Origin of the sequence: Bacillus sp. lyk4-R2A-2, from assembly GCF_030209735.1 — a bacterium.
Lineage (GTDB): Bacteria > Bacillota > Bacilli > Bacillales > Bacillaceae > Bacillus > Bacillus pumilus.
The window spans coordinates 640841-667516 of sequence record NZ_JARVRK010000005.1; the positions used below are offsets into that span (position 1 = coordinate 640841).

The 26676-nt window shown below is 41.0% G+C and carries 32 protein-coding genes; 23 read left to right on the forward strand and 9 right to left on the reverse strand.

The genetic code is table 11. The features are described 5' to 3' along the window. Positions 1 to 140: 140 nt before the first annotated feature. Positions 141 to 842 (forward strand): AIM24 family protein, encoded by a 702-nt coding sequence (locus QRN39_RS10250; RefSeq protein WP_050943887.1) that lies wholly within the window; start codon positions 141 to 143, stop codon positions 840 to 842. A gap of 33 nt (positions 843 to 875) precedes the next feature. Here QRN39_RS10250 and QRN39_RS10255 read toward each other — a convergent pair whose 3' ends face one another. Then, complete coding sequence (locus QRN39_RS10255) at positions 876 to 2027, reverse strand: diglucosyl diacylglycerol synthase (RefSeq protein WP_003215454.1); 1152 nt, start codon at positions 2025 to 2027, stop codon at positions 876 to 878. Positions 2028 to 2255: 228 nt separating this feature from the next. Then, complete coding sequence (metA, locus tag QRN39_RS10260; RefSeq protein ID WP_003215782.1) at positions 2256 to 3164, reverse strand: homoserine O-acetyltransferase MetA; 909 nt, start codon at positions 3162 to 3164, stop codon at positions 2256 to 2258. 138 nt (positions 3165 to 3302) lie between these two features. Between metA and QRN39_RS10265 the strand changes: the two genes are divergently transcribed. The 12 genes from QRN39_RS10265 to QRN39_RS10320 all read left to right on the forward strand — a co-directional run bounded on the left by QRN39_RS10265 (position 3303) and on the right by QRN39_RS10320 (position 14302). Beyond that, a complete protein-coding gene (locus tag QRN39_RS10265) occupies positions 3303 to 4985 on the forward strand; it encodes a formate--tetrahydrofolate ligase (RefSeq protein ID WP_050943888.1) in 1683 nt (560 codons plus the stop codon). A 74-nt stretch (positions 4986 to 5059) separates the two neighbouring features. Beyond that, the gene (locus tag QRN39_RS10270) at positions 5060 to 5542 is read left to right on the forward strand and encodes a glutathione peroxidase (RefSeq protein ID WP_003216059.1); all 483 of its coding nucleotides are present in this window, start codon (positions 5060 to 5062) and stop codon (positions 5540 to 5542) included. Between the two features lie 13 nt (positions 5543 to 5555). After that, complete coding sequence (locus QRN39_RS10275; protein ID WP_284907204.1) at positions 5556 to 6167, forward strand: HD domain-containing protein; 612 nt, start codon at positions 5556 to 5558, stop codon at positions 6165 to 6167. A 30-nt stretch (positions 6168 to 6197) separates the two neighbouring features. Further along, positions 6198 to 7334, forward strand: a complete 1137-nt coding sequence (locus QRN39_RS10280; RefSeq protein ID WP_284907207.1) for a conserved virulence factor C family protein — start codon at positions 6198 to 6200, stop codon at positions 7332 to 7334. A 306-nt stretch (positions 7335 to 7640) separates the two neighbouring features. Continuing rightward, positions 7641 to 9317 (forward strand): dihydroxy-acid dehydratase, encoded by a 1677-nt coding sequence (gene ilvD / locus QRN39_RS10285; protein WP_050943890.1) that lies wholly within the window; start codon positions 7641 to 7643, stop codon positions 9315 to 9317. 81 nt (positions 9318 to 9398) lie between these two features. Further along, positions 9399 to 9833, forward strand: coding sequence for a BrxA/BrxB family bacilliredoxin (locus tag QRN39_RS10290; protein ID WP_113387095.1), 435 nt, complete (start codon positions 9399 to 9401; stop codon positions 9831 to 9833). A 66-nt stretch (positions 9834 to 9899) separates the two neighbouring features. Further along, positions 9900 to 10688: a class I SAM-dependent methyltransferase gene (locus QRN39_RS10295; RefSeq protein WP_226803612.1), complete on the forward strand. Its 789-nt coding sequence runs from the start codon at positions 9900 to 9902 to the stop codon at positions 10686 to 10688. 435 nt (positions 10689 to 11123) lie between these two features. Further along, on the forward strand, positions 11124 to 11729 hold the full coding sequence (locus QRN39_RS10300; protein WP_003215665.1) for a YpjP family protein: 606 nt from the start codon (positions 11124 to 11126) through the stop codon (positions 11727 to 11729). An 18-nt stretch (positions 11730 to 11747) separates the two neighbouring features. Then, a complete protein-coding gene (locus QRN39_RS10305) occupies positions 11748 to 12275 on the forward strand; it encodes a phosphatidylglycerophosphatase A family protein (protein ID WP_003215861.1) in 528 nt (175 codons plus the stop codon). Positions 12276 to 12382: 107 nt separating this feature from the next. Further along, complete coding sequence (locus tag QRN39_RS10310; RefSeq protein WP_050943892.1) at positions 12383 to 13177, forward strand: thymidylate synthase; 795 nt, start codon at positions 12383 to 12385, stop codon at positions 13175 to 13177. After that, positions 13174 to 13659: a dihydrofolate reductase gene (locus tag QRN39_RS10315; RefSeq protein ID WP_003215564.1), complete on the forward strand. Its 486-nt coding sequence runs from the start codon at positions 13174 to 13176 to the stop codon at positions 13657 to 13659. The genes QRN39_RS10310 and QRN39_RS10315 overlap by 4 nt, the downstream gene beginning before the upstream one ends. Positions 13660 to 13678: 19 nt before the next feature. Next, complete coding sequence (locus QRN39_RS10320) at positions 13679 to 14302, forward strand: lysophospholipid acyltransferase family protein (RefSeq protein WP_284907211.1); 624 nt, start codon at positions 13679 to 13681, stop codon at positions 14300 to 14302. A gap of 35 nt (positions 14303 to 14337) precedes the next feature. Here QRN39_RS10320 and trhA read toward each other — a convergent pair whose 3' ends face one another. After that, positions 14338 to 14976, reverse strand: coding sequence for a PAQR family membrane homeostasis protein TrhA (trhA, locus tag QRN39_RS10325; RefSeq protein ID WP_003215766.1), 639 nt, complete (start codon positions 14974 to 14976; stop codon positions 14338 to 14340). 14 nt (positions 14977 to 14990) lie between these two features. Further along, on the reverse strand, positions 14991 to 15959 hold the full coding sequence (locus QRN39_RS10330) for a sigma 54-interacting transcriptional regulator (protein ID WP_284907212.1): 969 nt from the start codon (positions 15957 to 15959) through the stop codon (positions 14991 to 14993). Between the two features lie 181 nt (positions 15960 to 16140). Between QRN39_RS10330 and ilvA the strand changes: the two genes are divergently transcribed. The 7 genes from ilvA to ypmT all read left to right on the forward strand — a co-directional run bounded on the left by ilvA (position 16141) and on the right by ypmT (position 20969). After that, a complete protein-coding gene (gene ilvA, locus QRN39_RS10335; protein WP_003215464.1) occupies positions 16141 to 17409 on the forward strand; it encodes a threonine ammonia-lyase IlvA in 1269 nt (422 codons plus the stop codon). A 36-nt stretch (positions 17410 to 17445) separates the two neighbouring features. Then, entirely contained in the window at positions 17446 to 17697 is a 252-nt protein-coding gene (locus tag QRN39_RS10340; RefSeq protein ID WP_003215729.1) for a YpmP family protein, read from the forward strand. A 187-nt stretch (positions 17698 to 17884) separates the two neighbouring features. Further along, complete coding sequence (locus tag QRN39_RS10345) at positions 17885 to 18727, forward strand: DegV family protein (RefSeq protein ID WP_284907213.1); 843 nt, start codon at positions 17885 to 17887, stop codon at positions 18725 to 18727. A 24-nt stretch (positions 18728 to 18751) separates the two neighbouring features. Continuing rightward, complete coding sequence (locus QRN39_RS10350) at positions 18752 to 19342, forward strand: SCO family protein (RefSeq protein ID WP_003216134.1); 591 nt, start codon at positions 18752 to 18754, stop codon at positions 19340 to 19342. Positions 19343 to 19411: 69 nt separating this feature from the next. Continuing rightward, entirely contained in the window at positions 19412 to 20173 is a 762-nt protein-coding gene (locus QRN39_RS10355) for an SGNH/GDSL hydrolase family protein (RefSeq protein ID WP_034620452.1), read from the forward strand. Between the two features lie 9 nt (positions 20174 to 20182). Further along, positions 20183 to 20749 (forward strand): YpmS family protein, encoded by a 567-nt coding sequence (locus QRN39_RS10360; protein ID WP_050943897.1) that lies wholly within the window; start codon positions 20183 to 20185, stop codon positions 20747 to 20749. Between the two features lie 22 nt (positions 20750 to 20771). Beyond that, the gene (gene ypmT / locus QRN39_RS10365) at positions 20772 to 20969 is read left to right on the forward strand and encodes a protein YpmT (RefSeq protein WP_012010295.1); all 198 of its coding nucleotides are present in this window, start codon (positions 20772 to 20774) and stop codon (positions 20967 to 20969) included. Between the two features lie 31 nt (positions 20970 to 21000). Here the strand turns inward: ypmT and QRN39_RS10370 are convergent, their stop codons facing one another. The 3 genes from QRN39_RS10370 to QRN39_RS10380 form a co-directional block, all read right to left on the reverse strand. After that, positions 21001 to 21666, reverse strand: a complete 666-nt coding sequence (locus tag QRN39_RS10370) for a DUF4397 domain-containing protein (RefSeq protein WP_284907214.1) — start codon at positions 21664 to 21666, stop codon at positions 21001 to 21003. 119 nt (positions 21667 to 21785) lie between these two features. Beyond that, positions 21786 to 22046, reverse strand: coding sequence for a hypothetical protein (locus QRN39_RS10375; RefSeq protein ID WP_012010293.1), 261 nt, complete (start codon positions 22044 to 22046; stop codon positions 21786 to 21788). 54 nt (positions 22047 to 22100) lie between these two features. Continuing rightward, positions 22101 to 22514 (reverse strand): MarR family transcriptional regulator, encoded by a 414-nt coding sequence (locus QRN39_RS10380; protein ID WP_370339267.1) that lies wholly within the window; start codon positions 22512 to 22514, stop codon positions 22101 to 22103. A 155-nt stretch (positions 22515 to 22669) separates the two neighbouring features. Here QRN39_RS10380 and msrA point away from each other — a divergent pair, with 155 nt between their 5' ends. Beyond that, positions 22670 to 23206, forward strand: coding sequence for a peptide-methionine (S)-S-oxide reductase MsrA (msrA, locus tag QRN39_RS10385; RefSeq protein ID WP_050943900.1), 537 nt, complete (start codon positions 22670 to 22672; stop codon positions 23204 to 23206). Next, complete coding sequence (gene msrB / locus QRN39_RS10390; RefSeq protein ID WP_012010290.1) at positions 23203 to 23634, forward strand: peptide-methionine (R)-S-oxide reductase MsrB; 432 nt, start codon at positions 23203 to 23205, stop codon at positions 23632 to 23634. Before msrA ends, msrB begins: the two co-directional genes overlap by 4 nt. Positions 23635 to 23688: 54 nt before the next feature. Here msrB and QRN39_RS10395 read toward each other — a convergent pair whose 3' ends face one another. Continuing rightward, positions 23689 to 24717, reverse strand: a complete 1029-nt coding sequence (locus QRN39_RS10395; RefSeq protein ID WP_050943901.1) for an SDR family NAD(P)-dependent oxidoreductase — start codon at positions 24715 to 24717, stop codon at positions 23689 to 23691. A gap of 243 nt (positions 24718 to 24960) precedes the next feature. Here QRN39_RS10395 and QRN39_RS10400 point away from each other — a divergent pair, with 243 nt between their 5' ends. Continuing rightward, positions 24961 to 25677, forward strand: coding sequence for an acylneuraminate cytidylyltransferase family protein (locus QRN39_RS10400; protein WP_284907215.1), 717 nt, complete (start codon positions 24961 to 24963; stop codon positions 25675 to 25677). A 34-nt stretch (positions 25678 to 25711) separates the two neighbouring features. Here QRN39_RS10400 and QRN39_RS10405 read toward each other — a convergent pair whose 3' ends face one another. Further along, positions 25712 to 26674 (reverse strand): CgeB family protein, encoded by a 963-nt coding sequence (locus tag QRN39_RS10405; RefSeq protein ID WP_284907216.1) that lies wholly within the window; start codon positions 26672 to 26674, stop codon positions 25712 to 25714. Positions 26675 to 26676: the final 2 nt, after the last annotated feature.

The window sequence follows — 26676 nt, forward strand, 5'->3', positions numbered from 1 at the left end:
GTCAAGCGGGAGAGCCAAATTTTGAGCAGAATGTTTGATTTTTTTTGACAAATAACAATAATAGCTAAACCGTCCCCATTTTCTGAAACTTTATGCACAGTTTGTCCGTATATAAAAAAAATACAGAAAGAGGTGCTATCATGAATCGTTATACACTCGAAGAATTTGTTCAGAATACGCAGCAGGAAGATAAGGGAGAAGGGGTCTTCGAACTTGAAACATCAAGACTTTTAGAAATTAATTTGACTGATACCATTTGGGCAAAAACAGGTTCCATGGTTTCGTACCGAGGCAAAATTAAGTTTGAACGTGAGGGCGTGTTTGAACATGGCGTCTCAAAGATGTTCAAAAAAATGCTGTCAGGAGAAGGCACTTCACTCATGAAGGCAACAGGTGATGGGAAATTATATGTAGCAGATCAAGGCAAAAAAATCTCAATTCTTCGTTTGGCTGAAGGCGAATCCATTTTTGTGAATGGGAATGATTTGCTCGCATTTGAACCTTCAGTCCGCTGGGATATCAAATTGATGAAAAAAGTGTCGGGGATGCTTGCAGGCGGATTATTTAATGTCAAATTAGAAGGACCAGGCCTTGCTGCGATTACGAGTCATTATGAGCCGCTCACATTGATTGTTCAGCCGGGTGACTCTGTCTATACAGATCCAAATGCGACAGTTGCATGGTCAGGGGATTTAAAAACTGAATTTGTGACAGATGTTTCATTCAAAACCTTTATTGGCAGAGGAAGCGGAGAGTCTATTCAAATGAAATTTAGCGGAAGCGGCTTTGTTGTCGTGCAGCCGTTTGAAGAAGTGTACACAACAAATGGAAATCAAGGATAAAGAAAAAAGGTGTCCGTCATTGACGGACACCTTTTATGATAATGCGCGAGCATACGTTTTGTTATTCGTGATGATATCTGATTGCTCAACGATATCTTCCAAAATGGTTTGAGAAGAATGCTTTAAGTGAAGATTTTTCATGTTTTGTTTCATGGTTTCTAACTTTTCTTCATCTTGAAGCAAGTTGGTCACAGATTCTAAAATGTCTTCATGTCTGTTGATGACGATGGCTGCCCCATAATCTTCAAAGAAATGAGCATTTTCCTTTTCTTGTCCAGGGACAGGCTTGTAAAGAATGACTGGGACGCCGATTGCAGTTGCTTCTGTTAAAGTAATGCCACCTGGTTTTGTGATCATACAATCTGTTACTCTGAACAATTCATCAATTTGTTCCACATATCCAAGCGCCTTCAATTGATCTGGATGTGCTTGTTCAAGATCGCTTAGTGATTGTTTCAGCGCTGCGTTCTTTCCGCATACAACAACAATTTGTACTTCACTGTCTAGAAGCAATGCTTCACATAATTCCTTGACATTTTTCAGTACACCATGAGCACCGGCCATAATCAGAAGAACTTTTTTGTTTGATGATAATCCATATTTTTTATAAATCTTCGATTTTGGCACGTCTGCTTCAAATTGTGGTCTAATAGGAATGCCTGTCACTTTGACATCGCTTGGATGTGTGCCGATTTCCACTAATTTTTGTTTCACATAATCGGTTGCAACATAGTACCGGTCGATGTTTTCATGTACCCAAATCTTATGAAGACAGAAATCTGTCATGACATTAAATGTCGGGATGACTTTTCCTGTTTTGTTCCGGTATTCAGGAACAACAATCATCGGGAATGTAATAATAATCATATCCGGATTGTGTAATTGAATAAGTTCATCAAGACGCTTATTTCCCATTTTTAAATAAATGTTAAATTTGCGTTTATTGTAAATTTTATCTACACCGTAATAAAACAAGCGATAAAATTGTTTCCCAATGGAAAAGCTCTTCAAGTATAAATATTGAGTCACTTCCGACACAATGGGGTTTGATTCTTGATACAAATTAGAAACTACAACATGCTCAAAGCCTTGAGATTTGCACTCATCATACAGTGTTTTAGCCACCTGCATATGTCCATTTCCATAATTTGCGGTCAAGATTAATATTTTTTTATTGGTATTCAAGAATATTCACCTCAAATGTAATCAACAACAACAAAACTTCGTACGAAAACTATTAATCTCATAGGTCTACATATACATAAAGATAACATATAAACAGTCAGAGCATATCATTCGTTACGAAAGAATTAAACTAATTTTAAAAAACGACAAGACTAAATTGATAATGGAAGACAGAGCCATTTGTATTTTAACACATTTTGGCCATTTATCATCAGACTACAGTCTATTTTATTCCCAAACGTATGGTGTTTCTTGATAAACATAATAATTGAGCCAGTTCATAAACAGTAAAGTGGCATGGGCTTTCCATCGATTCACTGGGACTAATGTGTCACCATCTTCTATAAAATAGTGGACAGGTTTTTGGACTGTATCATCCTTCAACAAATCTCTTTCATATTCCTGCTTCAATGTGTCCGTATCATATTCAGGATGTCCAGTTAAAAATACTTGTTTATCATCATCTGAAACAATTAAACAAACACCCGCTTCTTCAGAGACACTCAATACTTTCAAATTCGGCGTGTTTTTTAATTGTTCTGTATTAATATCTGTATGCCTCGAATGTGGGACATAGTATACTTCATCGAAACCTCTGACTAATCTTTCTTTTTTCTCTTTCACAAGATGCTCAAATACCCCAAATTTTTTCTCAGCAAGCTTGATTTTCTCAATACCATAATGGTGATATAGGCCTGCCTGTGCACCCCAGCAAATGTGAAGAGTAGACGTCACATTCGTTTTACTCCAGTCCAAAATGTCCTGCAGCTCTTTCCAATAGGATACTTCTTCAAAAGCTAAATGCTCAATTGGTGCGCCGGTGATGATCATTCCATCAAATTTCTTATGGCGAATCGATTCAAAGGTCGTATAAAATTCATCTAGATGCTCTCTCGACGTATTCTTCGGTGTATGCGTACTTGGAATCAAAAACGTAAAGTACACTTGCAAAGGAGAATTTCCGAGCATTCTTAGCAGCTGCGTTTCAGTTTGTATTTTTTTTGGCATTAAATTTAAGATCACGATATTCAAAGGACGGATATCTTGCTTGAATGCCCTTGTCTCATCCATGACGAAAATGTTTTCGCTCTCTAGTATTTGTTTTGCCGGCAGATGAACTGGTATGTTAATAGGCAACTCGCCACCCCCTGAACCAAAGATAATTTCATTTCATTATAGGAACTTTCTGGCGATATTTCAATGTTTCAATTATGTTACAATGAAAAACAGAGCAAAAACAAAGCTGTTTCTCGAAAAAAAGGAGGCCGTTTATTTATGATCACAAAGCATTTATCAGATATTGACATCGCCCAAAAGGCAAAGCTGAGACCTATTCAAGACATCGCAGCAAAGCTGCAAATACATGACGAAGAATTAGAATGCTATGGTTTCACAAAAGCGAAAATATCTTTGACTATTTTTGACCGTTTAAAAGAACAAAAAGAAGGACATGTGATCCTTGTCACATCGATCAATCCAACGCCAGCAGGTGAAGGGAAGTCCACCGTCACAGTCGGGCTCGGTCAAGCCTTCGAAAAAATAGGGAAAAAAGCAATCATAGCAATGCGAGAGCCTTCATTAGGTCCTACAATGGGTATAAAAGGCGGTGCAGCAGGTGGAGGATATTCACAGGTGCTACCAATGGAAGAAATCAATCTTCATTTTACAGGAGATTTTCATGCCATTACTTCTGCACATAATGCTTTATCTGCGTTCATTGATAACCATATCCATCACGGAAATGAACTTGGCATCGATGCGCGCCGCATTGTATGGAAGCGAGTGCTTGATTTAAACGATCGTGCTTTAAGACAGGTCGTTGTCGGACTTGGTGGACAGGTAAATGGGTATCCTAGAGAAGACGGGTTTGACATCACGGTTGCCTCCGAAATGATGGCCATCCTTTGTTTAGCAGAAGACTTAACCGACTTGAAAAAACGTCTTTCTTCTATTGTTGTTGCCTATAATCAAGACGGGGAGCCGGTCACTGTTGGTGCACTTGGATATGAAGGTGTTCTGACGTTACTTTTAAAAGACGCACTCAAACCGAATCTTGTACAAACGATTGAAGGAACTCCGGCCCTCGTTCATGGCGGTCCTTTTGCCAATATTGCGCATGGATGTAATAGTTTAATTGCAACTAAAATGGCGGCGAAATTAGCCGATTATGTCGTAACAGAAGCTGGATTTGGAGCAGATCTTGGAGCAGAAAAGTTCCTGCACATTAAAACAAGAGCTGGTGATTTCAAGCCTGGTGCAGTTGTCATTGTGGCGACTGTCAGAGCATTAAAGATGCATGGCGGAATGAAGAAAACAGAACTCAAAGAAGAGAATGCACAAGCTGTATTAAAAGGTATACATAATTTAGAAAAGCATATTGAAACCGTCCAAGCCTTCGGTCTTCCGTACATTGTCGCAGTTAACAGATTTATCACTGATACAAAAGAAGAGATTCAAGCGATAGAAGATTGGTGCCACGCACATGGCCACCCAGTCCAAGCTGTGAATGTATGGGAAGAAGGAGGAGAAGGCGGGACAGCACTTGCCGAAGAACTCGCTACACTTATTGAAAAGAAGAAGAACAGCTTTTCCTATTTGTATGAAGAGCATGATTCCATCGAAGAAAAATTATCTAAAGTTGCCAAAGTGGTTTACGGAGCAGACGGGGTCACACTCACTTCAAAAGCAAGAAAACAGCTGGCAGCCATCGAGGAAAACGGCTGGGGGCATTTACCGGTTTGTATGGCAAAAACGCAATATTCACTTTCAGATGATCCAGCTTTAATTGGGAGACCTAAGGGCTTTACCATTACGATTCGTGAGTTAAAACCATCTGTAGGAGCAGGATTTATTGTTGCTTTAACTGGAAGCATTCTGACAATGCCTGGATTACCTAAAAAACCAGCGGCGCTCGAGATGGATTTATTAGAAGACGGCAGTGTGACAGGACTCTTTTAACCGGAAGCATAAAAAGCGATTTTATAAAAGAAGCATGTTACGATAGGAAAAAGTGAATCCTAGGAGGCTATGAGATGTCAATTTATGATATTCAGGTCAAGACCATTAACGGTCAAGAAAAATCAATGGCAGATTACAAAGGAAAAGTACTCATTATTGTCAACACAGCAAGCAAATGTGGACTGACTCCTCAATTTAAACAACTGCAGGAGCTATATGATCAATATCATGAAAAGGGCCTTGAAATTTTAGGATTTCCATGTAACCAATTTATGAACCAAGAACCAGAAGGAGAAGAAGCCATTCAAGAATTCTGTTCTTTGAATTATGGGGTGACCTTCCCTATGTTTGCGAAAGTAGATGTCAATGGTGACAACGCGCACCCGCTCTTCAAACATTTAACAAGTCATGCAAAAGGTGTACTTGGCACGAAAACAGTGAAATGGAATTTCACAAAATTTATCGTGGATCAAAACGGAGAAGTCACTGAGCGGTTCTCTCCGAAAACATCACCAAAAGAATTAGAAAGCTCCATCATCGCTCTTTTGGACAAATAAGGTGCTCACCGTCATGCAGAAAAAACAATTGGAGGCAGCTGCCTCCTTTGTTTCAGATCGGCTGAAATATGAACCGACTGGACACGATGCGGCTCATATTGATCGTGTGCGGCAGCTTGCCTGCCAGATTGCTAATCAGGAAGGCGGCTCTCTGTTTGTGATCGAAATGGCAGCGATTGTTCATGATGTCATAGATGAAAAGCTGCCGGGTGAATGGAAGCTTTCACCAAAGCAGCTTGAGCTTCAGCTCCTTTCTTGGGAAGTTCATACGCGAGATATTTGTTATATCATGGACATCATTACAACGATGTCTTTTCGTCATCGACATAAGCAGAATAGACCAATAACGTTAGAAGGGGCCATTGTTCAAGACGCAGATCGGCTCGATGCGATAGGAGCAACCGGTATTGCGAGGGTGTTTACTTATGCAGGCGCAAAAGGGGAACCCCACTATACAAAGGACACGCAGCAGGGCTCCGTGCTAAAACATATGGAAGAAAAACTGCTCAAATTAAAAGACTTAATGAACACTCGTTCTGGAAAGCAGCTTGCTGAGGAGAGGCATGATTTGATGAGCCTATTTATCAAGACATGGAAAGAAGAATGCGGCCTTACAGATGAGTAGGGTCTTTATGTGTGTAAGGAGGATGTATAGATGAAAATAACAGCGATAGAACCGACGCCAAGTCCAAATACGATGAAGGTCATTTTGACAGAAGCACTTGCCGGCGGGAAAAGCAACAACTACAAAAAGGATCAAAAAGACGAAGCGCCAGAGATGATTAAGCGTATTTTGAACATTGAAGGTGTAAAAGGTGTTTATCATGTCGCAGATTTCTTAGCGGTTGAGCGTAATGCAAAGTTTGACTGGCAGGGCATTTTGCAGCAGGTCAGAGAAGCCTTTGGTCAAGAAACAGAAGGCCTTCAGGAAGGGTCGCAGTCTGGCGGTGACACATTTGGCGAAGTCAAAGTGTTCATCCAAATGTTTAATGGGATTCCGATGCAAGTCAAATTAACGGACGGTGAAAGAGAAGAGCGGTTTGGCATGCCTGAACGCTTCCAAGCAGCCATTTTAAAGCTCAGAAGCAGTTCAGACAATGTCGTATTTGAACGTGTGTGGAAAGAACATGGCGTTCGTTTTGGTGACTTTGCAGATATCGGCCAGGAAGTGACAGAAGAGCTCCAAGCAGCCTATGATGACGAACGTTTAGCCCGCTTAACAGAGGCAGTCAAAGAAGGACAAGAAGCTGTAGATCGACAGGTGAACCGAAAGGCATATGATGTGACAGAAGAAATGCTGCGCGAGGAAGATTGGAAAAAGCGTTTTGCCCATTTAGAGCAAATGCAGCCAGAGCAAAAGGATATACCTGTTTTAATGAAAGCAATGGAGGACCCTAAAACATCGATTCGCAGACAAGCCGTTGTGAATGCTGGAATGATTGAAGATCCTGCTATTCTGCCTATTTTATATAAAGGGCTTAAAGATAAAACAGTGACGGTCCGCAGAACCGCTGGAGACTGCATTTCAGACCTTGGTGACCCGAGCGCTATAGAAGCAATGATCGAATCATTAAAGGATCCAAGTAAACTTGTTCGCTGGCGTGCAGCGATGTTTCTTTATGAAGAAGGTGACGAAACAGCACTTGACGCATTAAAAGAAGCTGAGCATGACCCTGAATTTGAAGTCAGCCTTCAAGTGAAAATGGCGATTGAGCGCATTGAGCACGGAGAAGAAGCGAAAGGCTCAGTATGGAAGCAAATGACAGAAAGTAGAAAAAATGCATCAGAATGATGAGACTTATGAGCAAGCTGCCAATGATAGGTAGCTTGTTTTTCTAAAATCATAGACAGAAAAATTTTTTTAGAAAAATTATTTTGAATATTGTTGAAATATACGAAAAAACTCTATATAGTAGTACCAATATAGAATATTGGAGGTCAGATTTTATGACACGAACCATGCTGAACACTAGCTTCAGCAGCCATGCTGGTCATCGGTCATTCATCGGTGGCTAAATAAACAGAAAATTTGTAAAATAAAATCAACTCAAAATCATACAGTCAACAAGACTTGTAGTATAGGAGGCTTTTTAAACAGATGGCAGAACTTCGTAGTAATATGATTAAACAAGGAATTGACAGAGCACCTCACCGAAGCTTACTAAGAGCAGCGGGAGTAAAGGATGAGGACTTCGGCAAGCCATTTATTGCTGTTTGTAATTCCTATATTGATATTGTCCCAGGACATGTCCATCTTCAGGAATTCGGAAAGATTGTGAAAGAAGCCATTCGTGAAGCTGGCGGCGTCCCATTTGAATTTAATACGATTGGGGTCGATGATGGAATTGCGATGGGCCATATCGGGATGAGATATTCACTACCAAGCCGTGAAATCATTGCTGACTCTGTCGAAACCGTTGTATCTGCTCACTGGTTTGATGGAATGGTTTGTATTCCTAACTGCGATAAAATTACACCTGGGATGATGATGGCAGCAATGCGTGTCAATATTCCGACGGTCTTTGTCAGCGGTGGACCGATGGAAGCGGGTAGAACAAGTGATGGCAGAAAGATTTCCCTTTCTTCTGTATTTGAAGGCGTCGGTGCTTACCAGTCAGGTAAAATTAACGAAGAGGAATTAAATGAATTAGAACAGTTTGGCTGTCCGACCTGCGGATCTTGTTCAGGTATGTTTACAGCAAACTCAATGAACTGTTTAGCAGAGGCACTTGGAATTGCTCTTCCTGGAAATGGAACGATTTTGGCGACATCACCAGAGCGAAGAGAATTTGCGAAAAAGTCAGCAAAACAACTAATGGAGCTCATTAAAAAGGATATTAAACCACGTGATATTGTGACTGAGAAAGCAATTGATAACGCATTTGCATTAGATATGGCACTTGGTGGTTCAACGAATACAGTTCTTCACACACTGGCGATCGCAAATGAAGCAGGTGTTGAATATTCACTTGAACGCATCAATGAAGTAGCAGAGCGTGTGCCTCATTTATCAAAACTTGCTCCAGCTTCGGATGTTTATATTGAGGATTTACATGAAGCAGGCGGTGTCACAGCTGCGCTAAATGAATTGTCCAAAAAAGAAGGCGCCCTTCATTTAGATACAATGACCGTCACAGCGAAAACGATGGGTGAGAACATTGCAGGTCACGAGGTTAAAGACTATAACGTTATTTATCCAATCGACAAGCCATTTACTGAAAAGGGCGGCTTAGCGGTTTTATTTGGAAACCTTGCGCCAGATGGAGCCATCATTAAAACGGGCGGAGTACAAGATGGGATCACACGTCACGAAGGACCTGCGATCGTATTTGAATCCCAAGAAGAAGCTCTTGAAGGCATCATTAATAGAAAAGTAGAAGCAGGACATGTTGTCATCATTCGCTATGAAGGACCTAAAGGCGGACCTGGTATGCCAGAAATGCTTGCTCCTACTTCACAAATTGTCGGGATGGGTCTTGGACCAAAGGTTGCTTTAATTACGGACGGACGTTTTTCCGGCGCTTCTCGCGGCTTGTCTATCGGACACGTCTCTCCTGAAGCAGCTGAAGGCGGCCCGCTTGCCTTTGTTGAAAATGGTGACCATGTCGTGGTTGATATTGAGCAGCGCATTTTAAGCGTAGAGGTTCCAGAGGAAGAATGGGAAAAACGAAAAGCGAACTGGAAAGGCTTTGAGCCAAAAGTGAAAACGGGCTATCTTGCCAGATATTCAAAACTTGTGACATCAGCCAACACAGGCGGAATTATGAAAATTTAATCTGAAATAGAACATTTGAAAATTGGCTCTCTCTATAGTATCCTTTATTCACAACATAAGGATTTTAGAGGGGGCTTTTTTATGTCAATGGCATATGAAGAATATATGCGCCAGCTCGTTGTGCCAATGCGCCAAGAGCTGACAAGTGCAGGATTCCAAGAACTGACGACGGAAGAAGAAGTAGAACAAACGATGCAAGAAGCTGAAGGAACAACATTTGTTGTTGTTAATTCTGTATGCGGCTGTGCTGCCGGCTTAGCACGCCCAGCAGCGACTCAAGCTGTGATGAAGGCAGCAAAAGCGCCAGACAAAATCGTCACAGTATTTGCTGGGCAGGACCGGGAAGCAACAGCAAAAATGAGAGAATATTTCACAGGTGAAGAGCCATCATCTCCTTCTATGGCCCTTTTAAAAGGAAATGAACTCGTTCATTTTATCCCGCGTGACGAAATTGAAGGTCGTGAAATGGAAGATATCATGAAAAATGTCTTAACTGCATTTGAAAAACATTGCTAATACACGTGTTGAAATGCCCTGTAACTAGATCAGGGCATTTTTTCTTGATCATGATGGAGGAACGATATGCTCATTACAACAAGCTTTAGAGCAAATGAACAAACGATTGAAACAGCGAAGGCTCTTGCAGAGGATTTACATGGTGAGTATGTAGAAAGACGCAAACAATCTGTCAAGCAGCTTGCGATGAAACGAGGAGATGTCCTTGTTGTCGGAAAAGAAAGATTTGAATGGTATCAGCCAAATGGTGAAAAGTTCTTCTTTCATCCAAGCTCAGCGATGTTCAGGTTGAAGCGGCTCTTGCGCGAAGAAAAGGATCCTTTAATTGAAGCAGCACAGCTAAAGCCGGGAGATTCCTTTTTAGATTGCACACTTGGCTTAGGGTCTGATGCGATTACTGCAAGCTGTGCGACAGGCAGGAATGGACAGGTCGTCGGTATTGAAAAGAATCCCATTACGGCGTTACTAGTGAAAGAAGGACTGAATACATGGGAGACGGGGATAGAGGAAGCTGATGAAGCGATGAAACGGATTTCTGTTATCAGTGGAGACAGTATCGAGCAGCTAAAGAAGTATCCTGACTGTTCATTTGATATCGTCTATTTTGATCCGATGTTTGAGGAAACGATCCAAGAATCTACAAGTATAGCGCCGCTACGTCATGCGGCAGAGCACGACTTTGATCACGAAGCAGCCGTGCAAGAAGCATTAAGGGTGGCAAGAAAAAGAGTGGTGTTAAAAGATCATTGGAAAAGCACACGATTTAAAGCGGACTCTTACCAATTTCACGTCATCAAACGAAAAACAGCCCAATTTCATTATGGGTATATCGAGAAAGAAAAAAGCCCTCTCTAAGGGCTTTTACAGCGTGTAGACAAACCCTCGCATTCGGTGTCAGGTCTGCGCGCCGGTGCTCACGAATGTCAAATTCGCTCCGCTCCGGTACTCGTCCTTCCTAGGACTGCAAAGGCTTTCTATCACGCTGTAAAGAAGACAAAGGGCTAAACTCAAGATCATTTTAGCCCTTTGTCAACAATTTGAAAAAGCCCTCTCTAAGGGCTTTTAATCTGTAATCTCCATATAGACAAAATAAAACAGTGTCAGCAAGGAAGCTGTGACGAAAAAGCCTTCAAGCATACCCATTCCTCCCAAATTTTAGTTGTCATTACTGTCATTGTAAACGTTTTATTATGAAAAAGAAAGTCTCAAATCAGTGACCAAATTGAATGACTGAAAATTCATTATATGCTAGAATAGCAGTATGATAACTTATGGAAGGAATTAGATATCATGAAGATGTGGATGAGAAAAACGCTTGTTGCGCTCTTTACCATTGCAACTTTTGGTTTGGTTTCTCCTCCGTCGGCTTTGATGACAGACAAGCCATCTGAACTTTCTTCACCTGATAAAACGCCTTATACAGCGGTTTATGATACATCAGGCTGGGAACGATCGCAAGAGGCAAGCAAAGAGCAGGTAGACCCCTTTGAGCAATATAAGGAAGAGGTTCTATCAAGTGCAGAAAATCAGTCATTTCTCAAATTCGGCCGTAAAATCACACCTGTCATTGAAGACGAGTACAGAGAAGAGATTCAACCGAAAATTGAACAAGTGTTAACCGATGTTTTAACAAATTTCAAAGATGACGAAAAATTTCAAGATGTTGTGTTAACTGATCAGCCTTCAAGCGGAAATGGCGAAAAAATCTTTCACATCTACAACCGGAAGACTGGAGAAGATTTGCTCCGTTTTCATGTGAGAAGAGATCAGCCGCCACACAGCGGATATTGGTTTAACTTTCACTACCATACAGCAGAAGATGGATTCCAGACGCATCATGAACTCGGTAATATTTACTGGGACAAAAACACCCCGCCGAGCTGGATGAGCCACTAGAAGGAGATGTCATGCCAATTGAAAAAGTATACAATGAACGAAATGGTGCAGATTACAAAACGAATGTTAAACGAACGCGGAGTGAAAATTGAAGATATTGCACACATTGTGCTAAAGCTTCAAGAAAAATATCATCCAAACCTTCCACTTAGTGTCTGTATTGAAAATGTTGAAAAAGTGTTGAATAAAAGGGAAATTGTCCATGCGGTTTTAACAGGACTTGCCCTTGATCAGCTGGCAGAAAAAAAGCTGTTGCCAGAACCTTTGCAGCACTTAGTTGAAACAGATGAGCCGCTATATGGAATTGATGAGATTATTCCGCTTTCCATTGTCAATGTATATGGATCAATCGGCTTGACCAACTTCGGTTATTTAGATAAAGAGAAATTTGGTATTATCAAGGAATTAGATGAAGGGCGTCCAGGTGAAGTGCATACCTTCCTTGATGATCTTGTCGCCGCGCTTGCCGCAGCAGCAGCTAGCCGTATTGCTCACTCACACCAAGATATTAAGGACGAAGAGCAGGATCGAGTGAATCAAGTATAAAAGAAAAACATGTCTGCTCATGATTATGCAGGCATGTTTTTTTGGTGTTTAAACAAAAGCGGAAATAAGGTAAACTACAACAAGAACATAAATAAAGGATGAAAAAAATGAAACAATACAAAGAGTTATGCCGTCATGTATTACAGCACGGGGATGAAAAAGGTGACAGAACGGGAACAGGTACAATCAGCACGTTCGGTTACCAGATGAGATTTGATTTGCAGGAAGGATTTCCGCTGTTAACAACAAAGAAATTGCACCTGAAATCAATTATTCATGAGTTACTGTGGTTTTTAAAAGGTGATACAAATGTCAAATATCTTCAGGAAAATGGTGTCCGTATTTGGAACGAATGGGCAGATGAAAATGGCGAACTGGGCCGTGTATACGGAGCGCAGTGGCGATCTTGGGCTAGTGGGGACGGTGAGACAGTGGATCAGATCACAAAGCTGATCCACGATATCGAGCATAATCCGAATTCAAGAAGACTGATCGTCAGCGCTTGGAACCCGGCTGAAATTGATCAAATGGCACTGCCACCATGTCATTGTCTGTTTCAATTTTACGTATCAAACGGGAAGCTTTCTTGCCAGCTTTATCAAAGATCGGCAGATATCTTTTTAGGCGTGCCATTTAATATTGCTTCATATGCTCTTCTCACGATGATGATTGCCAAAGTCACAAATCTTGAGCCAGGAGAGTTTGTTCATACGCTAGGAGATGCACATATTTATCAGAATCATCTTCCGCAGGTGAAAATGCAGCTAGAGCGCGAGGAACGCACGCTTCCGCAGCTTCGCATCACAAGAGATGTGAAGAGCATTTTCGATTTCACGTTCGATGATTTTGTACTTGAGAACTATGATCCGCATCCGCATATTAAAGGAGAAGTCAGTGTATGATTTCGATGATTGTGGCGACAGGAAAAGACAGAGTCATTGGTCAAGATAATCAAATGCCTTGGCATTTACCAGCTGATTTAGCGTATTTTAAGAAGGTCACAGGCGGCCATACGATTGTCATGGGCAGAAAAACGTTTGAATCCATTGGACGAGCGCTGCCTAACCGCCGAAATATCGTGCTCACAACAAGTTCTTCTTTTGAAGCAGAAGGATGCGAGGTTGTCCATTCCATTGCCGATATTTTGGCAATTGGGGAAAGCGAGACCGAGTTATTTATCATCGGCGGGTCTAAGCTGTATGAAGAAATGATGCCATATGCGGATCGTCTATATATCACGCATATTCACCATGCGTTTGAAGGAGACCGCTACTTTCCTGATTACAATGAAAACGAATGGACGGTTGTATCACGCAAAAAAGGCCATCGTGACGAAAAGAACCCCTACAATTATGAATTTGTCGTATATGACAAAAAAGGATAAATGAGTAGGAGGAGTACGGTTGTTTCGTTATTGGTTTTTAACACTTTATGTTGTTGTATCCTTTTTTAAAAGTATGAGGCATTTGCATGCCCATGAATTTACTGATCCACGCATTTCCTATACGAAACGAATGCATCTCATTCATGAGCATGCAAAAAGGTTTGCCCGAGGATGTATTGACCAGTCAGGATCAGTTATGACCATTCACCAGCAAAAGAAGCTGCCAGATGGACCCGTTATTTATATCACACAGGCACTGAATCCAGTCACAACGACATTATTGATTGGTCACCTTGAAAAACCATTTGCTTTCATGGCAAAGCCGAATCTTTTTCGATATCCCATTTTAAAACAATGGCTGAAGAAGATGGCGGTTATTCATCAGAATCAATCTGATGATGCCTTATTAGAAGAAGCAAAGGAAAGAATCTTATCGGGGCAGAGTGTATTGCTTTCGGAATTATATCGTCACATGGCAGAGGCACTTGCTGAAGATTGTGATTGTCCGCTTGTACCGGTTGAAACAAGTGGAACGGAGCGTCTATTAACTGGGAAAGTCGTGAAAAGGCTGCGCCCTGTTAATGTTGATATTCATATTAAAGCACCTGTCATGATGAGCGATTACGCCCAAAAGCGAGCATAGAAAAACCAGCATCCACTTTCGGATGCTGGTTTTTTTCATGCAGCAGGAATGTTCACACAGTAGAAGAGAATGCAGAAGAACATGGATGCACTGCCGCCGAGAACAAAGCTGTGCCAAATGGCATGATGATAGGGGATTTTCCGCCAAATATAAAAGATGGTTCCGACCGAATACAATAGACCGCCTAACAGCAAGAGGCCAAATCCTGCGCCCGTTAATCCAATGTAAAGTGGTTTGATGGCAATGATAATCATCCAGCCCATTAATAAATAAACGAGGGTGGACACAATGATAAACCGTTTGACGAAAAAGATTTTAAAGACAATTCCGCCAGCAGCAAGAGCCCATACAATCGCAAGAAGCGTATAGCCGAGTGCGCCTTTTAATGGTCCGAGTAAAAAGGGCGTATAGGTACCAGCGATCAATACATAAATAGCCGAGTGGTCGAGGATTTCAAATACATCTTTTGTTTTTTTGTGCCGAATGCTATGAAGCAAGGTCGAGCTTAAATAGAGCAGCAGCATGGATGCCCCAAATATTGAAAAGCTCACGATCTCTGTGATAGTGCCGTATTGAACAGCGAATAACACGAGAAAAACAATGGCTGGTATGGATAAAATAACGCCAATGCCATGTGTAATGGCGTTTGCAATTTCTTCTTTTACAGTAAACAATGGATGTCCTCCTTTTATTGAACCGGTATATAACCATCAAGTGACTTCAGGAATGAAAGACCTTCAAGTGTAATCTTTGTGCCGGCCCTGCCTTTTCCTTTCGTCACGTATGCTTTTTTCTCAAGATCATCTAATCGGCTCCTCACCTGCTGAGGGGTCAGCGGGATGTCGCCTTGCTTGCTTAATTCAGACAAGATGCGTCTGCTGGCTGCTTCACCTTTCTCATTGAGAGATTTAATGGCTTCTAGCAGGAAAACAAACTCTTGTTTTTCCATTAGTGTGAGCTGATGATCTTCCTTTTTTCCTTTTACCTCCGGCGAAAGAGGGGTTAACACAAAAGGCGGCAGGTGGTGTAAAAATACCGTTTGCCCCTCGAGAATGACTGCAGCATAATGAACGATATTTTTGAGTTCCTGTACGTTTCCTTCAAACGGATACTCCTGCAAGGTTTCCCAAACACTTGGATCAATATCAGGCGCCATGCTCAGCTCCTGAAAGAAAGCAGTTGTTAACACAGGAATGTCAGTTTTTCGATCTGCTAATGACGGTAAGGGCAAATGGAAAACATTTAAGCGATAAAACAGCTCAGGTAAAAAGGTAGATGAAACCCTCAATGCCTCTATTGATAAAGACGAAGTGGCAATGATTTTTGTTGCAGGAGATGTTTCTAGAAAACGAACAACCTGATGCTGCATAGGAATACTTAATGCGGCGATTTCGTCTAAATAAAGGATTTGACGGGTCTTTTCCGTGAAGGCTTTCTGCAAGGTATCTTCATCTAAGATGGGGCAATATAGATGTGTCAGTGAAGCGTTTGAAGCCGATGCATGAGCAATTTCATGGGCAAATCGTGTTTTGCCTGTGCCAATGTCTCCTGTGATCAAGACAGGCTGCTCGTGCTTTGTGAATTGCTTTGCCAGGTGAATGGCACGCTTCATTTCTTGATGCTCTCCATATATAGATGTAAACGAATGTGTGGTCATCGGGTGATTCCTTTCTTTATGGTTCCAATTGGTTCTATTGTAACACCCAATAAAACCAAATGTACAGAGAAACGAAAAAGTTTATGAAATTTATGCTTGATCTATGATCTATTGGTTTATTTTTTGAATATTCATGTTATAATGACAAATTAAATAAGGTTAAAGAGAAAGGATCTTGTACATGAAACCGTTGCTCAAAGAAAACACGCTAATTCAAGTGAAAGACATTTTAAAGGCCCATCAAAATTTGAAGGATGTAGTCATTCATACACCTCTTCAAAAAAATGAGCGACTTTCTGAACGATATGAATGTAATGTCTACTTAAAAAGAGAGGATCTGCAAGTAGTTCGTTCCTTTAAATTAAGAGGCGCTTTTAATAAAATGAGCCAGCTTCCAAAAGATAAACTAAAAAACGGCATTGTCTGCGCAAGTGCAGGAAATCACGCACAAGGTGTTGCCTATTCTTGTAAATATCTAGGTATCCACGGAAAAATCTTTATGCCTGCTACGACACCAAGGCAAAAAGTATCTCAAGTAGAGCTTTTCGGAAAAGAATATGTTGAAATTATCTTAACCGGAGATACGTTTGATGATTCATATCATGAAGCAGTTAAATGCGGAGATGAAGAAAAGCGTGAGTTTATCCATCCGTTTGATGATCTAGATGTGATGGCAGGACAAGGAACGACAGCTGTAGAAATATTAAATGATATCGAAGTGGAGCCTCACTTTTTATTTGCAAGTGTTGGAGGTGGAGGTCTGTTATCTGGAGTTGGTACATATATCAAAAATATCGCCCCAGAAACCGAAATCATTGCCGTCGAACCACTTGGCGCAGCTTCACTCCATGCCTCTCATGAAAAGGGCAAGGTTGTGACACTTGATTCCATTGATAAGTTTGTAGACGGAGCAGCGGTTCAGCGGATTGGCGAAAAGACGTTTACATCGCTACAATCTGTTGTCGATAAAATTAGTCTTGTACCTGAGGGGAAAGTATGTACAACCATTTTAGAGCTTTATAATCAATGTGCGATTGTAGCAGAGCCGGCAGGCGCACTTCCGATCGCAGCGCTGGATGCCCATCGCGAGGAGATTAAAGGGAAAAATGTTGTCTGTATTGTCAGTGGAGGAAATAATGATATTGGCAGAATGCAGGAAATCAAAGAACGGTCGATGATCTATGAAGGGCTTCAACATTATTTCATTGTCAATTTTCCGCAAAGAGCAGGTGCGCTTCGGGAATTTTTAGATGAAGTATTAGGGCCAAATGATGATATCTCCCGCTTTGAATATACGAAAAAGAATAACCGAAGCAAGGGACCCGCGCTTGTTGGCATCGAATTGAAAGAAAGAGATGACTATGCGGCGCTCATTGAACGGATGAATAAAAAAGGATTCCATTATGTTGAAGTGAATAAAGATCAAGATTTATTCCACCTATTTATTTAGGCGTAACAGAACATTGGAAAAGAGGATTGATCGTTTGTGCTGCTCAAAACAATATGTTTTAGACGGATGGATGGAGCTCAGATCAAGGTAACAGAAGTTCCTGTACTAAAGGGAGATGAGCCGTATCGTTTCATGCTCACCTTTAGACTTGAAGCTTTCTTGAAAAAAGTCTATGTATCTAAAGGAAAGAGAGCTGTGTACTCTTTCAGAGAGGATGTGAAACGTAACGTCAAGTGGAGCACATATGAGCAGATCTATCAGGAGCCTACACTGAAACACAATGCGTAAAAAGGAATCTTTGTCAAAGGGAGTGAGCGGCTGTTTTAAAATGGCTGCTGCTCAGCTTGGCAAGGATTTTTTTCATGATAAGAAGAAAATGTGACAATTTCAAAAACGTCATGACAGTTGTTTTCAAGTTTGCACGAAATAAGGTAATATCATAAGTAAAGACTAAGACAGCAAGGATGAGACAATAGTGAAACAAATTAAAATTGTAACAGATTCAACAGTGGACCTTCTGCAAGAAAAAATCAATGATCTTTCCATTCACGTGATTCCGCTCAATATCTCCATTTCTGGGGTTGATTATATTGACCGAGTGAATATACAGCCAGATGAATTTATTGAAAAAATGGAGGCCGCTGAGGAATTGCCGAAAACGTCTCAACCTGCGATCGGTCAATTCGTCGAATTATATGAAAGGCTGACGGCAGATGGAAGCGAAGTCATTAGTATCCATTTAACGGGTGGGATGAGTGGTACGGTTCAAACTGCTGAAAGCGCTTCGAAAATGGTAGACGGAAGCATCACGGTGATTGATTCAAACTTTATTTCATATGGACTAGGGTTTCAAGTCACCAAAGCAGCCGAACTTGCACAAAATGGTGCAAGCCGTGAAGACATTATCAAAGAAATGGATAAAATCCGTCTTGGAACAAAGCTATTTGTCACAATCGATACATTAGAAAATCTCGTGAAAGGTGGAAGAATTGGAAGAGGGAAGGCGCTGATCGGCTCACTTCTTCACATCAAACCAATTGCCAGCTTAACAGACGGGGTATACACGCCAGAAGCGAATGTGAGAAGCTATTCTGCTCTTGTCCGCTATTTAACCAAACAGTATGTACAGGCGGTGAAAGGAAAAACAGTTCAAGCCATTGGGATAGCGCATGCAGATGCATTAGAACTCGCTGAAAAGCTCAAATCAGCACTGCTTGATCATACACCTGAAGCACCTGTTGACATCGCCTACACAACACCAATTATTTCGTGTCACACTGGAAAAGGTGCAATAGGCTTTACTTTTTATACCGATTGACTTCGAAAAGGGGATGGACGTACCATGCTTAAAAAAAGGGGAGCCTCACTTGGTGCGCTTATGATCATAAGCGTGCTTCTTTTAGTCTCATGTTCAAATGGACAAATCAAAGATGCGTTAAATTATCAAATACAGCCGTTTGAATATGAAAATCAGGATGGACAAAAGGTGTCATTGGATGATTTGAAGGGGAAAGTATGGGTGGCAGATTTTATTTTCACAAGCTGTGAAACGATCTGTCCGCCGATGACTGCACATATGACAGAGCTGCAAAAACGGTTAAAAGAAGAAAAATTGGATGCGCATATCATTTCCTTTAGCGTGGACCCGGAGGTAGATTCACCGAAAAAGCTAAAGGAATTTGCAAAAGCATATCCTTTATCCTTTAAAAATTGGGATTTCCTCACTGGTTACTCGCAGTCAGCAATTGAAAAATTCGCAATGAAAAGCTTTAAAACCATTGTGAAGAAACCTGAAGATGAAGACCAAGTGATTCATCAGTCATTGTTTTTCCTAGTTGATCAAGAAGGAAAAGTGATGAAAAATTATGATGGTGTACAAAACACGCCATATGATGACATCATCAAGGACATCAAAACGCTGATCCGTAGCTAGCATAAAGATGTTCAAATGAGCAAAAACATGATACACTTTTTTAATCAGAAAAAGGAGGGACATCATCGTTTGAAGGCTCGTTTGATTTTGATTGTGATGTCTCTAGCTTTTGTTCTTTCTGCATGTTCCGCGCAAGAGGCTGGCATAAAGGATAAACTAGAAGACACACAAGACGTAAAAGAACATATTACCATCGCAGCGGTTGGAGATTCCTTAACAGAAGGAATCGGAGATCAACAAAAAAAAGGATATGCAGGCATGACCCGTGACAAGTTAGAAGCAGTGGACGGCGTGCAATCTGTCACATTAAAAAACTATGCCATTAAAGGCAGTAGAACGGTAGATTTATTAAAAAGATTAAAAGAAAAAAAGGTGCAAGACGGTCTGAAAGATGCTGACTATATTTTCTTTACGATCGGCGGCAATGACTTAATGCATGTCGTTCGTCAAAATGTACTCAATTTGACGTTTGCTCCTTTTCAAAAAGAGCAGGGGCCTTTTGAGGAGCGCTTTAAAACCATTCTTGCTCAACTGAGAGAACATAATGACCATGCGAAGATCATGTATGTAAGCATGTATAATCCCTTTAAATTCAGTCTCACTGAGCTGAAAGACATTGATGAAGTCGTCAAAGACTGGAATGCCGTCGCCAAAAAAGAACTAAAAAAAGATGGCAACGCTGATATGATCAATGTAGCAGATTTATTTGAGGAAGATTCTGATGAAAAATTACTGGCAGATGATGATTTCCACCCAAACCAAAAGGGGTACTCTCTTATGGCAAATCGTTTATTCTCCAAAGTGAAAAAAGAAGGACTGCCGAAGGAATAGGGTGAACGTATGAAAAAGTGGAAAAGCTTATTTTTTATTTTACTTGCAATCAATCTATTGATTGTACTTGCCTGCGGTATTTTGATGTTAATGCCAGGCGGTCAATCCGCTTCAACTAAAGAATTGAAAAGCGAGTATTCTTTTAATATATCTAGCTCAAAGGAATCACTCACCAGCTTTATCAATGATTACTTGAAAAATCAAGGGTCAAGCGATATGCCAGACTTTCATGTGGCGATCGATCAAGATGTAAAAGTAACAGGCGCCATTAAAGCTTTCTCTTCGACGATTGATGCAAACGTCTCATTTACGCCAACTGTCGAAGATAATGGTGATGTGCTTTTGAAAGTGGATGGCCTTTCAATTGGACAATTGAGCATTCCGATTAGTTTTGTTCTAAGCTACATGGGCCAGTTCTATGAACTGCCAGAATTCGTTCATGTGAAACCGGATCAAAAAACGGTTGAAGTGCGCCTTTCAGAAATGCCGTTGACGAATGATATGTATGTGAAAGCAAACAAAATTGATCTAGAGAACGATGAAATTGAGTTCTCATATTATCATCCAAAGCAATAGAAAGTGAGTCAGGAGTGAAATCATGAAGCGAGTCTATCAATATTTTAGTTTACTGTCGTTTTTATTTGCTGCGTACTTTGGCATCACAGCTGCCACTGATTTAAGAGCAGAAAATATCGATCAGTTTTACTTAAATATTGCCTATTGTGCATTATTTCTAGGTATCATGATTCTTGCTTTTGATTTTCAAAAGCAAGAAAAAGCTGAAGATGTCTCGTAAAGAGCCTTTCCTTTATGGAAAAGGCTCTTTTTTATATTTGCTGAGACAAGACCACCTTCGCCATAAGCTCTGGCTCTCCGTTAGCAAATCCATGAAGCAGAATGAGGTATGCGCGATTTGCTTGCAGATGAACTTTTGGGATATCAAGCAGTATACTTTGAGTGCCGGCGGCTTTCAATTCAAAATGATATTTATTCGGGGAGAAATGATGAATGTGAGTGCTGTTTACATAGTGAAGCTCCTTAGCTAACACCCCTTTATCACGTTCATATATATCAATGGAAGGAAGGTCTGGAGAAAGGTGGACAAATGTAAGGGCTGACAGGTCCTTATGTTGAATCAGAGGGTCTTGCCGCTCTGTCAGCAGCGCAAAACCTGCATGTGCACCCGTGATACATAGGGTGTAAATCTCGTCACGTTTAATTTTCATACGAGAATGAAGAACTCTTTGTTTTGTAGCTAGCTTGAACACTTCTATCTCATACATTCCCTCATCCCACTCCATATAAGCTGTTAACTGGCTGTAAGGCATTTTTTTCAAAACCTCATTCCGGTTCACATAAACAGCGAGCTCACTAAGATCTGGGGCAGCGTGAAAAAGCCGAATAAAGGCTTTGGATGAAGGGCTGCTTTGAGGGTGCTCGAAGCCCGCAGCGAGTGGACGGTATGGATAGTTATGATAAAAGAGCTGCTGCATGTATCAATCCCTACTTTCTTATGCGATGGTGTTTTTTGTAGCGTATGCATGAAAAAGGCGATCTGTATAGGCAAACGAAGCATAGAAAAAAGCCTGACGTTTTCCGTCAGGCCCGCATGTTAAGAAGGAGAAGAATATTGATGATATTCAGCTAGCTTAATGAACGTTTTTTCATCCTCAATGAGACCACAAACACCGCACTGGACTTTTATTTGAGGACCTTGATAGCTCATGTGAAAAGGAGAAAGCTGCTCTCCTTCGTATCTTTCGACAACTGCTCCGGTCGCAGGGTCAAGTTTCACAGGTTCTGAAAGCTGCTCAATCAGATTAAAGCGCGTTCTGTTCGTTTTACAGTTTGGACAAAGATAAGGGCTTGTCATGGTTTATTCCACCTCTTTTTATCCGTAGCATGTCCAGTGCGCTAAATTCTATGCTTAATCCTTTTGACTTTTATCCAGCTTTTTAAATAATTTGATCATTGTTTTCAGTTCTTCGTCGTCGAATGACTCAAATCGCTCCATAAAGTATTCTGTTTTCTTTTTCTCAAAATGCTCAGTAATTTCCTTACCCTTATCGGTTAAGTGGATTTTGATGATGCGGCGATCCTCTTTAGAACGGATACGGGTGATCCAGCCCTTTTCTACGAGTGTGTCGGTCACAGCTGTGATATGGCTTGCTGACACTCCTAGAATGGACGCAAATTCCGTTACTTTTTTTGCACCTTGCTCACGAAGCAGATTTAAAATGAGAAATTCATTCCGAGATAATTCGTTTTCGAGCAGGCTGTTAATCTCATAACGGATCTGCTTAAATACGGTTCTCAGTAAAGTATCCATTTCATACATCATTTTTTTTCTTTGTTCCAATCATTAAACCCCCATTATATTTTAAAATACGACAAAATGCTTTTTTATCATTTAGGTAGACGAGTCGTATCATTTTCATTATTTTTCATCATGTTATAATATGATGATACCATTTTTTAAATGAAGGGGGCACTAATATGTCTGAAAAACAAGAATTAGCCACATTTGCAGGAGGCTGCTTCTGGTGTATGGTTAAACCTTTTGATGAACAGCCGGGCATTATCAAAGTTGAATCAGGGTATACTGGCGGACATACAGTGAATCCGACCTATGAAGAAGTATGTACAAATACAACGGGGCATAGAGAAGCGGTTCAAATCACGTTTGATCCAGACGTATTCCCGTATGAAAAGCTATTAGAACTGTATTGGCAGCAAATAGACCCAACAGATGATGGCGGGCAATTTGGTGATAGAGGAGAGTCCTACCGCACAGGTATTTATGTTCATCATGATGAGCAGAGAAAGCTTGCAGAGGCATCGAAAGAGAAGCTGAACGAAAGCGGCATCTTTCAAAAGCCAATTGTGACAGAAATTTTAGATGCTGCTCCTTTTTATCCCGCAGAGGAGTATCATCAGCACTATTATAAAAAGAACAAAATGCACTACGAACGATATCATGTCGGTTCTGGCAGAGCGGGTTTTATTGAGTCCCATTGGAGTGATAAATCATGACAAACGATAAAGAAAAACGACTAAAAGAATTAAACCGAATGCAGTATGAAGTCACACAAAATAATGGCACTGAGCCGCCATTTCAAAATGAATTCTGGGATCATAAAGAAGAAGGCATTTATGTAGATATCATTTCAGGCAAGCCGCTTTTTTCTTCTTTAGATAAGTTTGATGCCCATTGCGGCTGGCCGAGTTTCACAAAGCCGCTTGAAGATGAGGAAGTAGCCGAGAAGGTGGATAAGAGCCATGGGATGGTGCGGACAGAGGTGCGCAGCAAGACAGCTGATTCTCATCTAGGTCATGTCTTTCCTGATGGACCAGGACCAAATGGTCTTCGGTATTGTATTAACTCAGCCGCTTTGAAGTTTATCCCAAAAGATGATCTTGAAAAAGAAGGCTATGGGGATTTGAAACATCTATTTGATTGATCTATTAAAAAAAAATCGTCACATGGAAGGCATCTGCTTCCGTGTGACGATTTTTTATTTTTTATGATGCGTGTGATGTAATTGTTCAATGATGCGGAATAGCTTTTCTTTTGTAATGAGAGGCGCTTCATTGGATGTGTAATTGGTTAAGTCGACTTTTTGAAAGGAAGCATGCAGTTTTGGTCTTGGTAAAATGGCATAAAATTGTTCATGCTCAAATAGTGCATCTGCTTCGTGCGGAAATGTAAGCTCTTCGTGAAGCTTTTCTCCAGGTCTTTTCCCGACAACGAGAATTTCCGGAGATGAGACATTGATTTGAGCAGCATATTCATGAAACGCTTTTAAGAGATCAGCAAGCTGTAATGACTCCATCTTGAGAATGAACGTTTCGCCGCCTTTCATCATGATGGCTGCTTGAAGTGTGAGGGAGACAGCCTCTTCGATGGACATAAAAAAACGTGTCATATGAGGATCAGTTACGGTCAAAGGTTTTTCATTTAACAGCTGCTGGAGCATGATGGGAATGACGGAACCTCTTGATCCAAGCACATTGCCAAAACGCACAGAGCAAAACAATGTTTTTTGGTTCAGAATACTTTCGTTTGCTTGGAAAAATAGTTTTTCTGAAATTAATTTTGTTGCACCCATGGCATTTGTCGGAGAAACTGCTTTGTCTGTGGAGATGTTGACAACATGACTGACTTCATGTTCGATTGCAGCCTCAATGATGTGCTGCCCGCCGATAATATTTGTTTGCACGGCTTCAAACGGATTGTCTTCACAAGTAGGTACTTGTTTTAAGGCGGCTGCATGAAAGATGATATCAACGCCTTTGACGAGCTGTCTCACGCGGCTTGCATCTCGTACATCGCCTAAAGCGAAGGCGACTTCTGGGTGATCCGCATACTCATTTTTCATCATGTATTGTTTGCTGTCATCTTTGCTGAAGACGATAATCTTTTTTGGAGAGCATGATGTTAATTTTTTCACAATTTGACGTCCGATTGAACCTGTACCGCCTGTAACTAATATCGTTTTGTCACGAAAAAAAGCCTTCAAACTCGTTTCTATCTTTTTGGACATATCTAATCCCCCAACTCTCATTTCTCTACTTTGCATCATATGTGAAAGAGTGGTATCCGTTTGAGGAAAAGAACCACTTTCTATATAAATTAGGTGAACACATTATAACCATCTGCATGACGTTTTAATAGAATATGGAGAGATAAGAGAATAAGTAGAAAAATGAGAGACCTGAACACTTCAGTACTGCGATCAGCTCGGAAGAATATGTAGAGAGCTTTGCGCGAGGGGAGAAGGGAATACATGTATAGGGGAAATCGTATTTTAGCCTTGATACCAGCTTTTAGAAGCAGGCGCGATCAGCATGATGAACACATTCGCGTATTGGCGGAGCGGCCGCTCATCTATTGGACCATTCAGCCGTTACTGCAAATGATTGAGTTAGACGAAATCATCGTCTCTACAGAGGATGTCAATACACAAATCATTTCTTCTCACTACGGATCCCGTGTGATAGAACTTCCAGACAGTCATGTAACAGAACAAACACCGTCACTCATAGCGGTGAAGCATGCGCTTGCTTACTTAGAGCGTGAGGGGAAAACCTTTGATATTGTTCTATATTTGCATCCATCGTCTCCTTTAAGACAGCCGGAAGATATTGAGAAGTGCTTGCAGCTTCTAGTAGAAGGGAGCTATGACTGCGTGGCATCTTTTACAGAGGCGCTAGAAAACCCAAATGAGACATGGACACTGCATGAGAATAATGAAGCCACTTTATATAAGGACAATCATTACTTTTTCATGCCAAAGCATGAGCAGCCATATACGTATGGCCGTTTAAATGGAGCAGTGTATGCTTTTCATGTTCCATATGCAAAAGAATGCATTCATTCCTTTTTAGAAGGATCTGTTGGAGCGTATATCATGGATTCCCAAAAATCACTTGTGGTCAAACAGGAAGAAGATCTTGAGAAAGCGGAGAAAGTCTTATTGGCTCGCAGAGATGCGGAGGGTTAGGTATAAGAAGAATTTCAACGAGAAAAGCGCCCGGTCATAGGGCGCTTTTTACGATTTCATAAAGTCTGTGTGGAAATGACTCAAATGTATTCCATGAAACGACTTGTTCGTAATTGTTTCGTGCGATTGCTTTTCTTTTCTCGGCATTTGATCCATAATATTCAACCTGTTCCAGCAAATCGTCCTCATCTTTATAAAAAGCGAAGCTTGAAAAAGCTTGAGGCGGTTGTAGATCCGTCAATTGAAAGCTTCCAGCTGCAGCGATATCAAACGCTCTATTGTTCAGGCTTACATTTTGAATCATGGCTTTGTTTTTGTTATAGGCAAATTGAGCCGGTCTGTGCGGGTTAAGAACAATCGCTGATTGCTGATAGATGTCCGCCATTTGCTGAGGGCTCAGCCAATTGGTCACTAATGTGAGATCGCGATCATGTCTTCGTGACTTATTTAAATGACGATGCCATTCCTTACCTGCAACGAGAATTCGCCATTTTTTCTGTTGTAAGAGTGTATCAATGGCTTTCATGCGGTTGGGATAAGGGTAGCCAACGAGTGCAATGTCGTAGATGCACATCTTTTCAGGCGATTCATTTTTTTGAAAAATACGTGTATTTGCCGGAATGGGAAAGTAGTAGGCGTCAACTATGCCCAATTGCTTGTAAAAAGGCAAAGCTCCTTCATCAATTGTTAATATGAGCCGCGCATCACGCGTGCAAGCAGCTGACACATCTGTATAAAAAGGATCTTCTGTCATCCACAAAACGATCGGGATCTTTTCTTGTTTGAATTGATGAAGCACTTCGCTCGGAACATGATCACCGATCATCATCAAAACAAAATCCGGAGAAAATGTCCGGATTTTGTGCATGTGAGCGGGTAGAGATTCTCTGTCAATCTTTACACATGAAAAGGGGGAATCAATGAAGCTCTCTTCTACCCATTGATCAAACATATGATAGATTCCGCCGTAGCCAGAGCTGATATAAAGAAGCTTCATGA

Bases quoted from the DNA above. Each gene is read 5' to 3' on its own strand.
- QRN39_RS10250 (WP_050943887.1), top strand. From the start codon at position 141: ATGAATCGTTATACACTCGAAGAATTTGTTCAGAATACGCAGCAGGAA.
- QRN39_RS10265 (WP_050943888.1), top strand. From the start codon at position 3,303: ATGATCACAAAGCATTTATCAGATATTGACATCGCCCAAAAGGCAAAG.
- QRN39_RS10270 (WP_003216059.1), top strand. From the start codon at position 5,060: ATGTCAATTTATGATATTCAGGTCAAGACCATTAACGGTCAAGAAAAA.
- QRN39_RS10275 (WP_284907204.1), top strand. From the start codon at position 5,556: ATGCAGAAAAAACAATTGGAGGCAGCTGCCTCCTTTGTTTCAGATCGG.
- QRN39_RS10280 (WP_284907207.1), top strand. From the start codon at position 6,198: ATGAAAATAACAGCGATAGAACCGACGCCAAGTCCAAATACGATGAAG.
- ilvD (WP_050943890.1), top strand. From the start codon at position 7,641: ATGGCAGAACTTCGTAGTAATATGATTAAACAAGGAATTGACAGAGCA.
- QRN39_RS10290 (WP_113387095.1), top strand. From the start codon at position 9,399: ATGTCAATGGCATATGAAGAATATATGCGCCAGCTCGTTGTGCCAATG.
- QRN39_RS10295 (WP_226803612.1), top strand. From the start codon at position 9,900: ATGCTCATTACAACAAGCTTTAGAGCAAATGAACAAACGATTGAAACA.
- QRN39_RS10300 (WP_003215665.1), top strand. From the start codon at position 11,124: ATGAAGATGTGGATGAGAAAAACGCTTGTTGCGCTCTTTACCATTGCA.
- QRN39_RS10310 (WP_050943892.1), top strand. From the start codon at position 12,383: ATGAAACAATACAAAGAGTTATGCCGTCATGTATTACAGCACGGGGAT.
- QRN39_RS10315 (WP_003215564.1), top strand. From the start codon at position 13,174: ATGATTTCGATGATTGTGGCGACAGGAAAAGACAGAGTCATTGGTCAA.
- QRN39_RS10330 (WP_284907212.1), bottom strand. From the start codon at position 15,959: ATGACCACACATTCGTTTACATCTATATATGGAGAGCATCAAGAAATG.
- ilvA (WP_003215464.1), top strand. From the start codon at position 16,141: ATGAAACCGTTGCTCAAAGAAAACACGCTAATTCAAGTGAAAGACATT.
- QRN39_RS10350 (WP_003216134.1), top strand. From the start codon at position 18,752: ATGCTTAAAAAAAGGGGAGCCTCACTTGGTGCGCTTATGATCATAAGC.
- QRN39_RS10360 (WP_050943897.1), top strand. From the start codon at position 20,183: ATGAAAAAGTGGAAAAGCTTATTTTTTATTTTACTTGCAATCAATCTA.
- ypmT (WP_012010295.1), top strand. From the start codon at position 20,772: ATGAAGCGAGTCTATCAATATTTTAGTTTACTGTCGTTTTTATTTGCT.
- QRN39_RS10370 (WP_284907214.1), bottom strand. From the start codon at position 21,666: ATGCAGCAGCTCTTTTATCATAACTATCCATACCGTCCACTCGCTGCG.
- QRN39_RS10375 (WP_012010293.1), bottom strand. From the start codon at position 22,046: ATGACAAGCCCTTATCTTTGTCCAAACTGTAAAACGAACAGAACGCGC.
- QRN39_RS10380 (WP_370339267.1), bottom strand. From the start codon at position 22,514: ATGATGTATGAAATGGATACTTTACTGAGAACCGTATTTAAGCAGATC.
- msrA (WP_050943900.1), top strand. From the start codon at position 22,670: ATGTCTGAAAAACAAGAATTAGCCACATTTGCAGGAGGCTGCTTCTGG.
- msrB (WP_012010290.1), top strand. From the start codon at position 23,203: ATGACAAACGATAAAGAAAAACGACTAAAAGAATTAAACCGAATGCAG.
- QRN39_RS10395 (WP_050943901.1), bottom strand. From the start codon at position 24,717: ATGTCCAAAAAGATAGAAACGAGTTTGAAGGCTTTTTTTCGTGACAAA.
- QRN39_RS10400 (WP_284907215.1), top strand. From the start codon at position 24,961: ATGTATAGGGGAAATCGTATTTTAGCCTTGATACCAGCTTTTAGAAGC.
- QRN39_RS10405 (WP_284907216.1), bottom strand. From the start codon at position 26,674: ATGAAGCTTCTTTATATCAGCTCTGGCTACGGCGGAATCTATCATATG.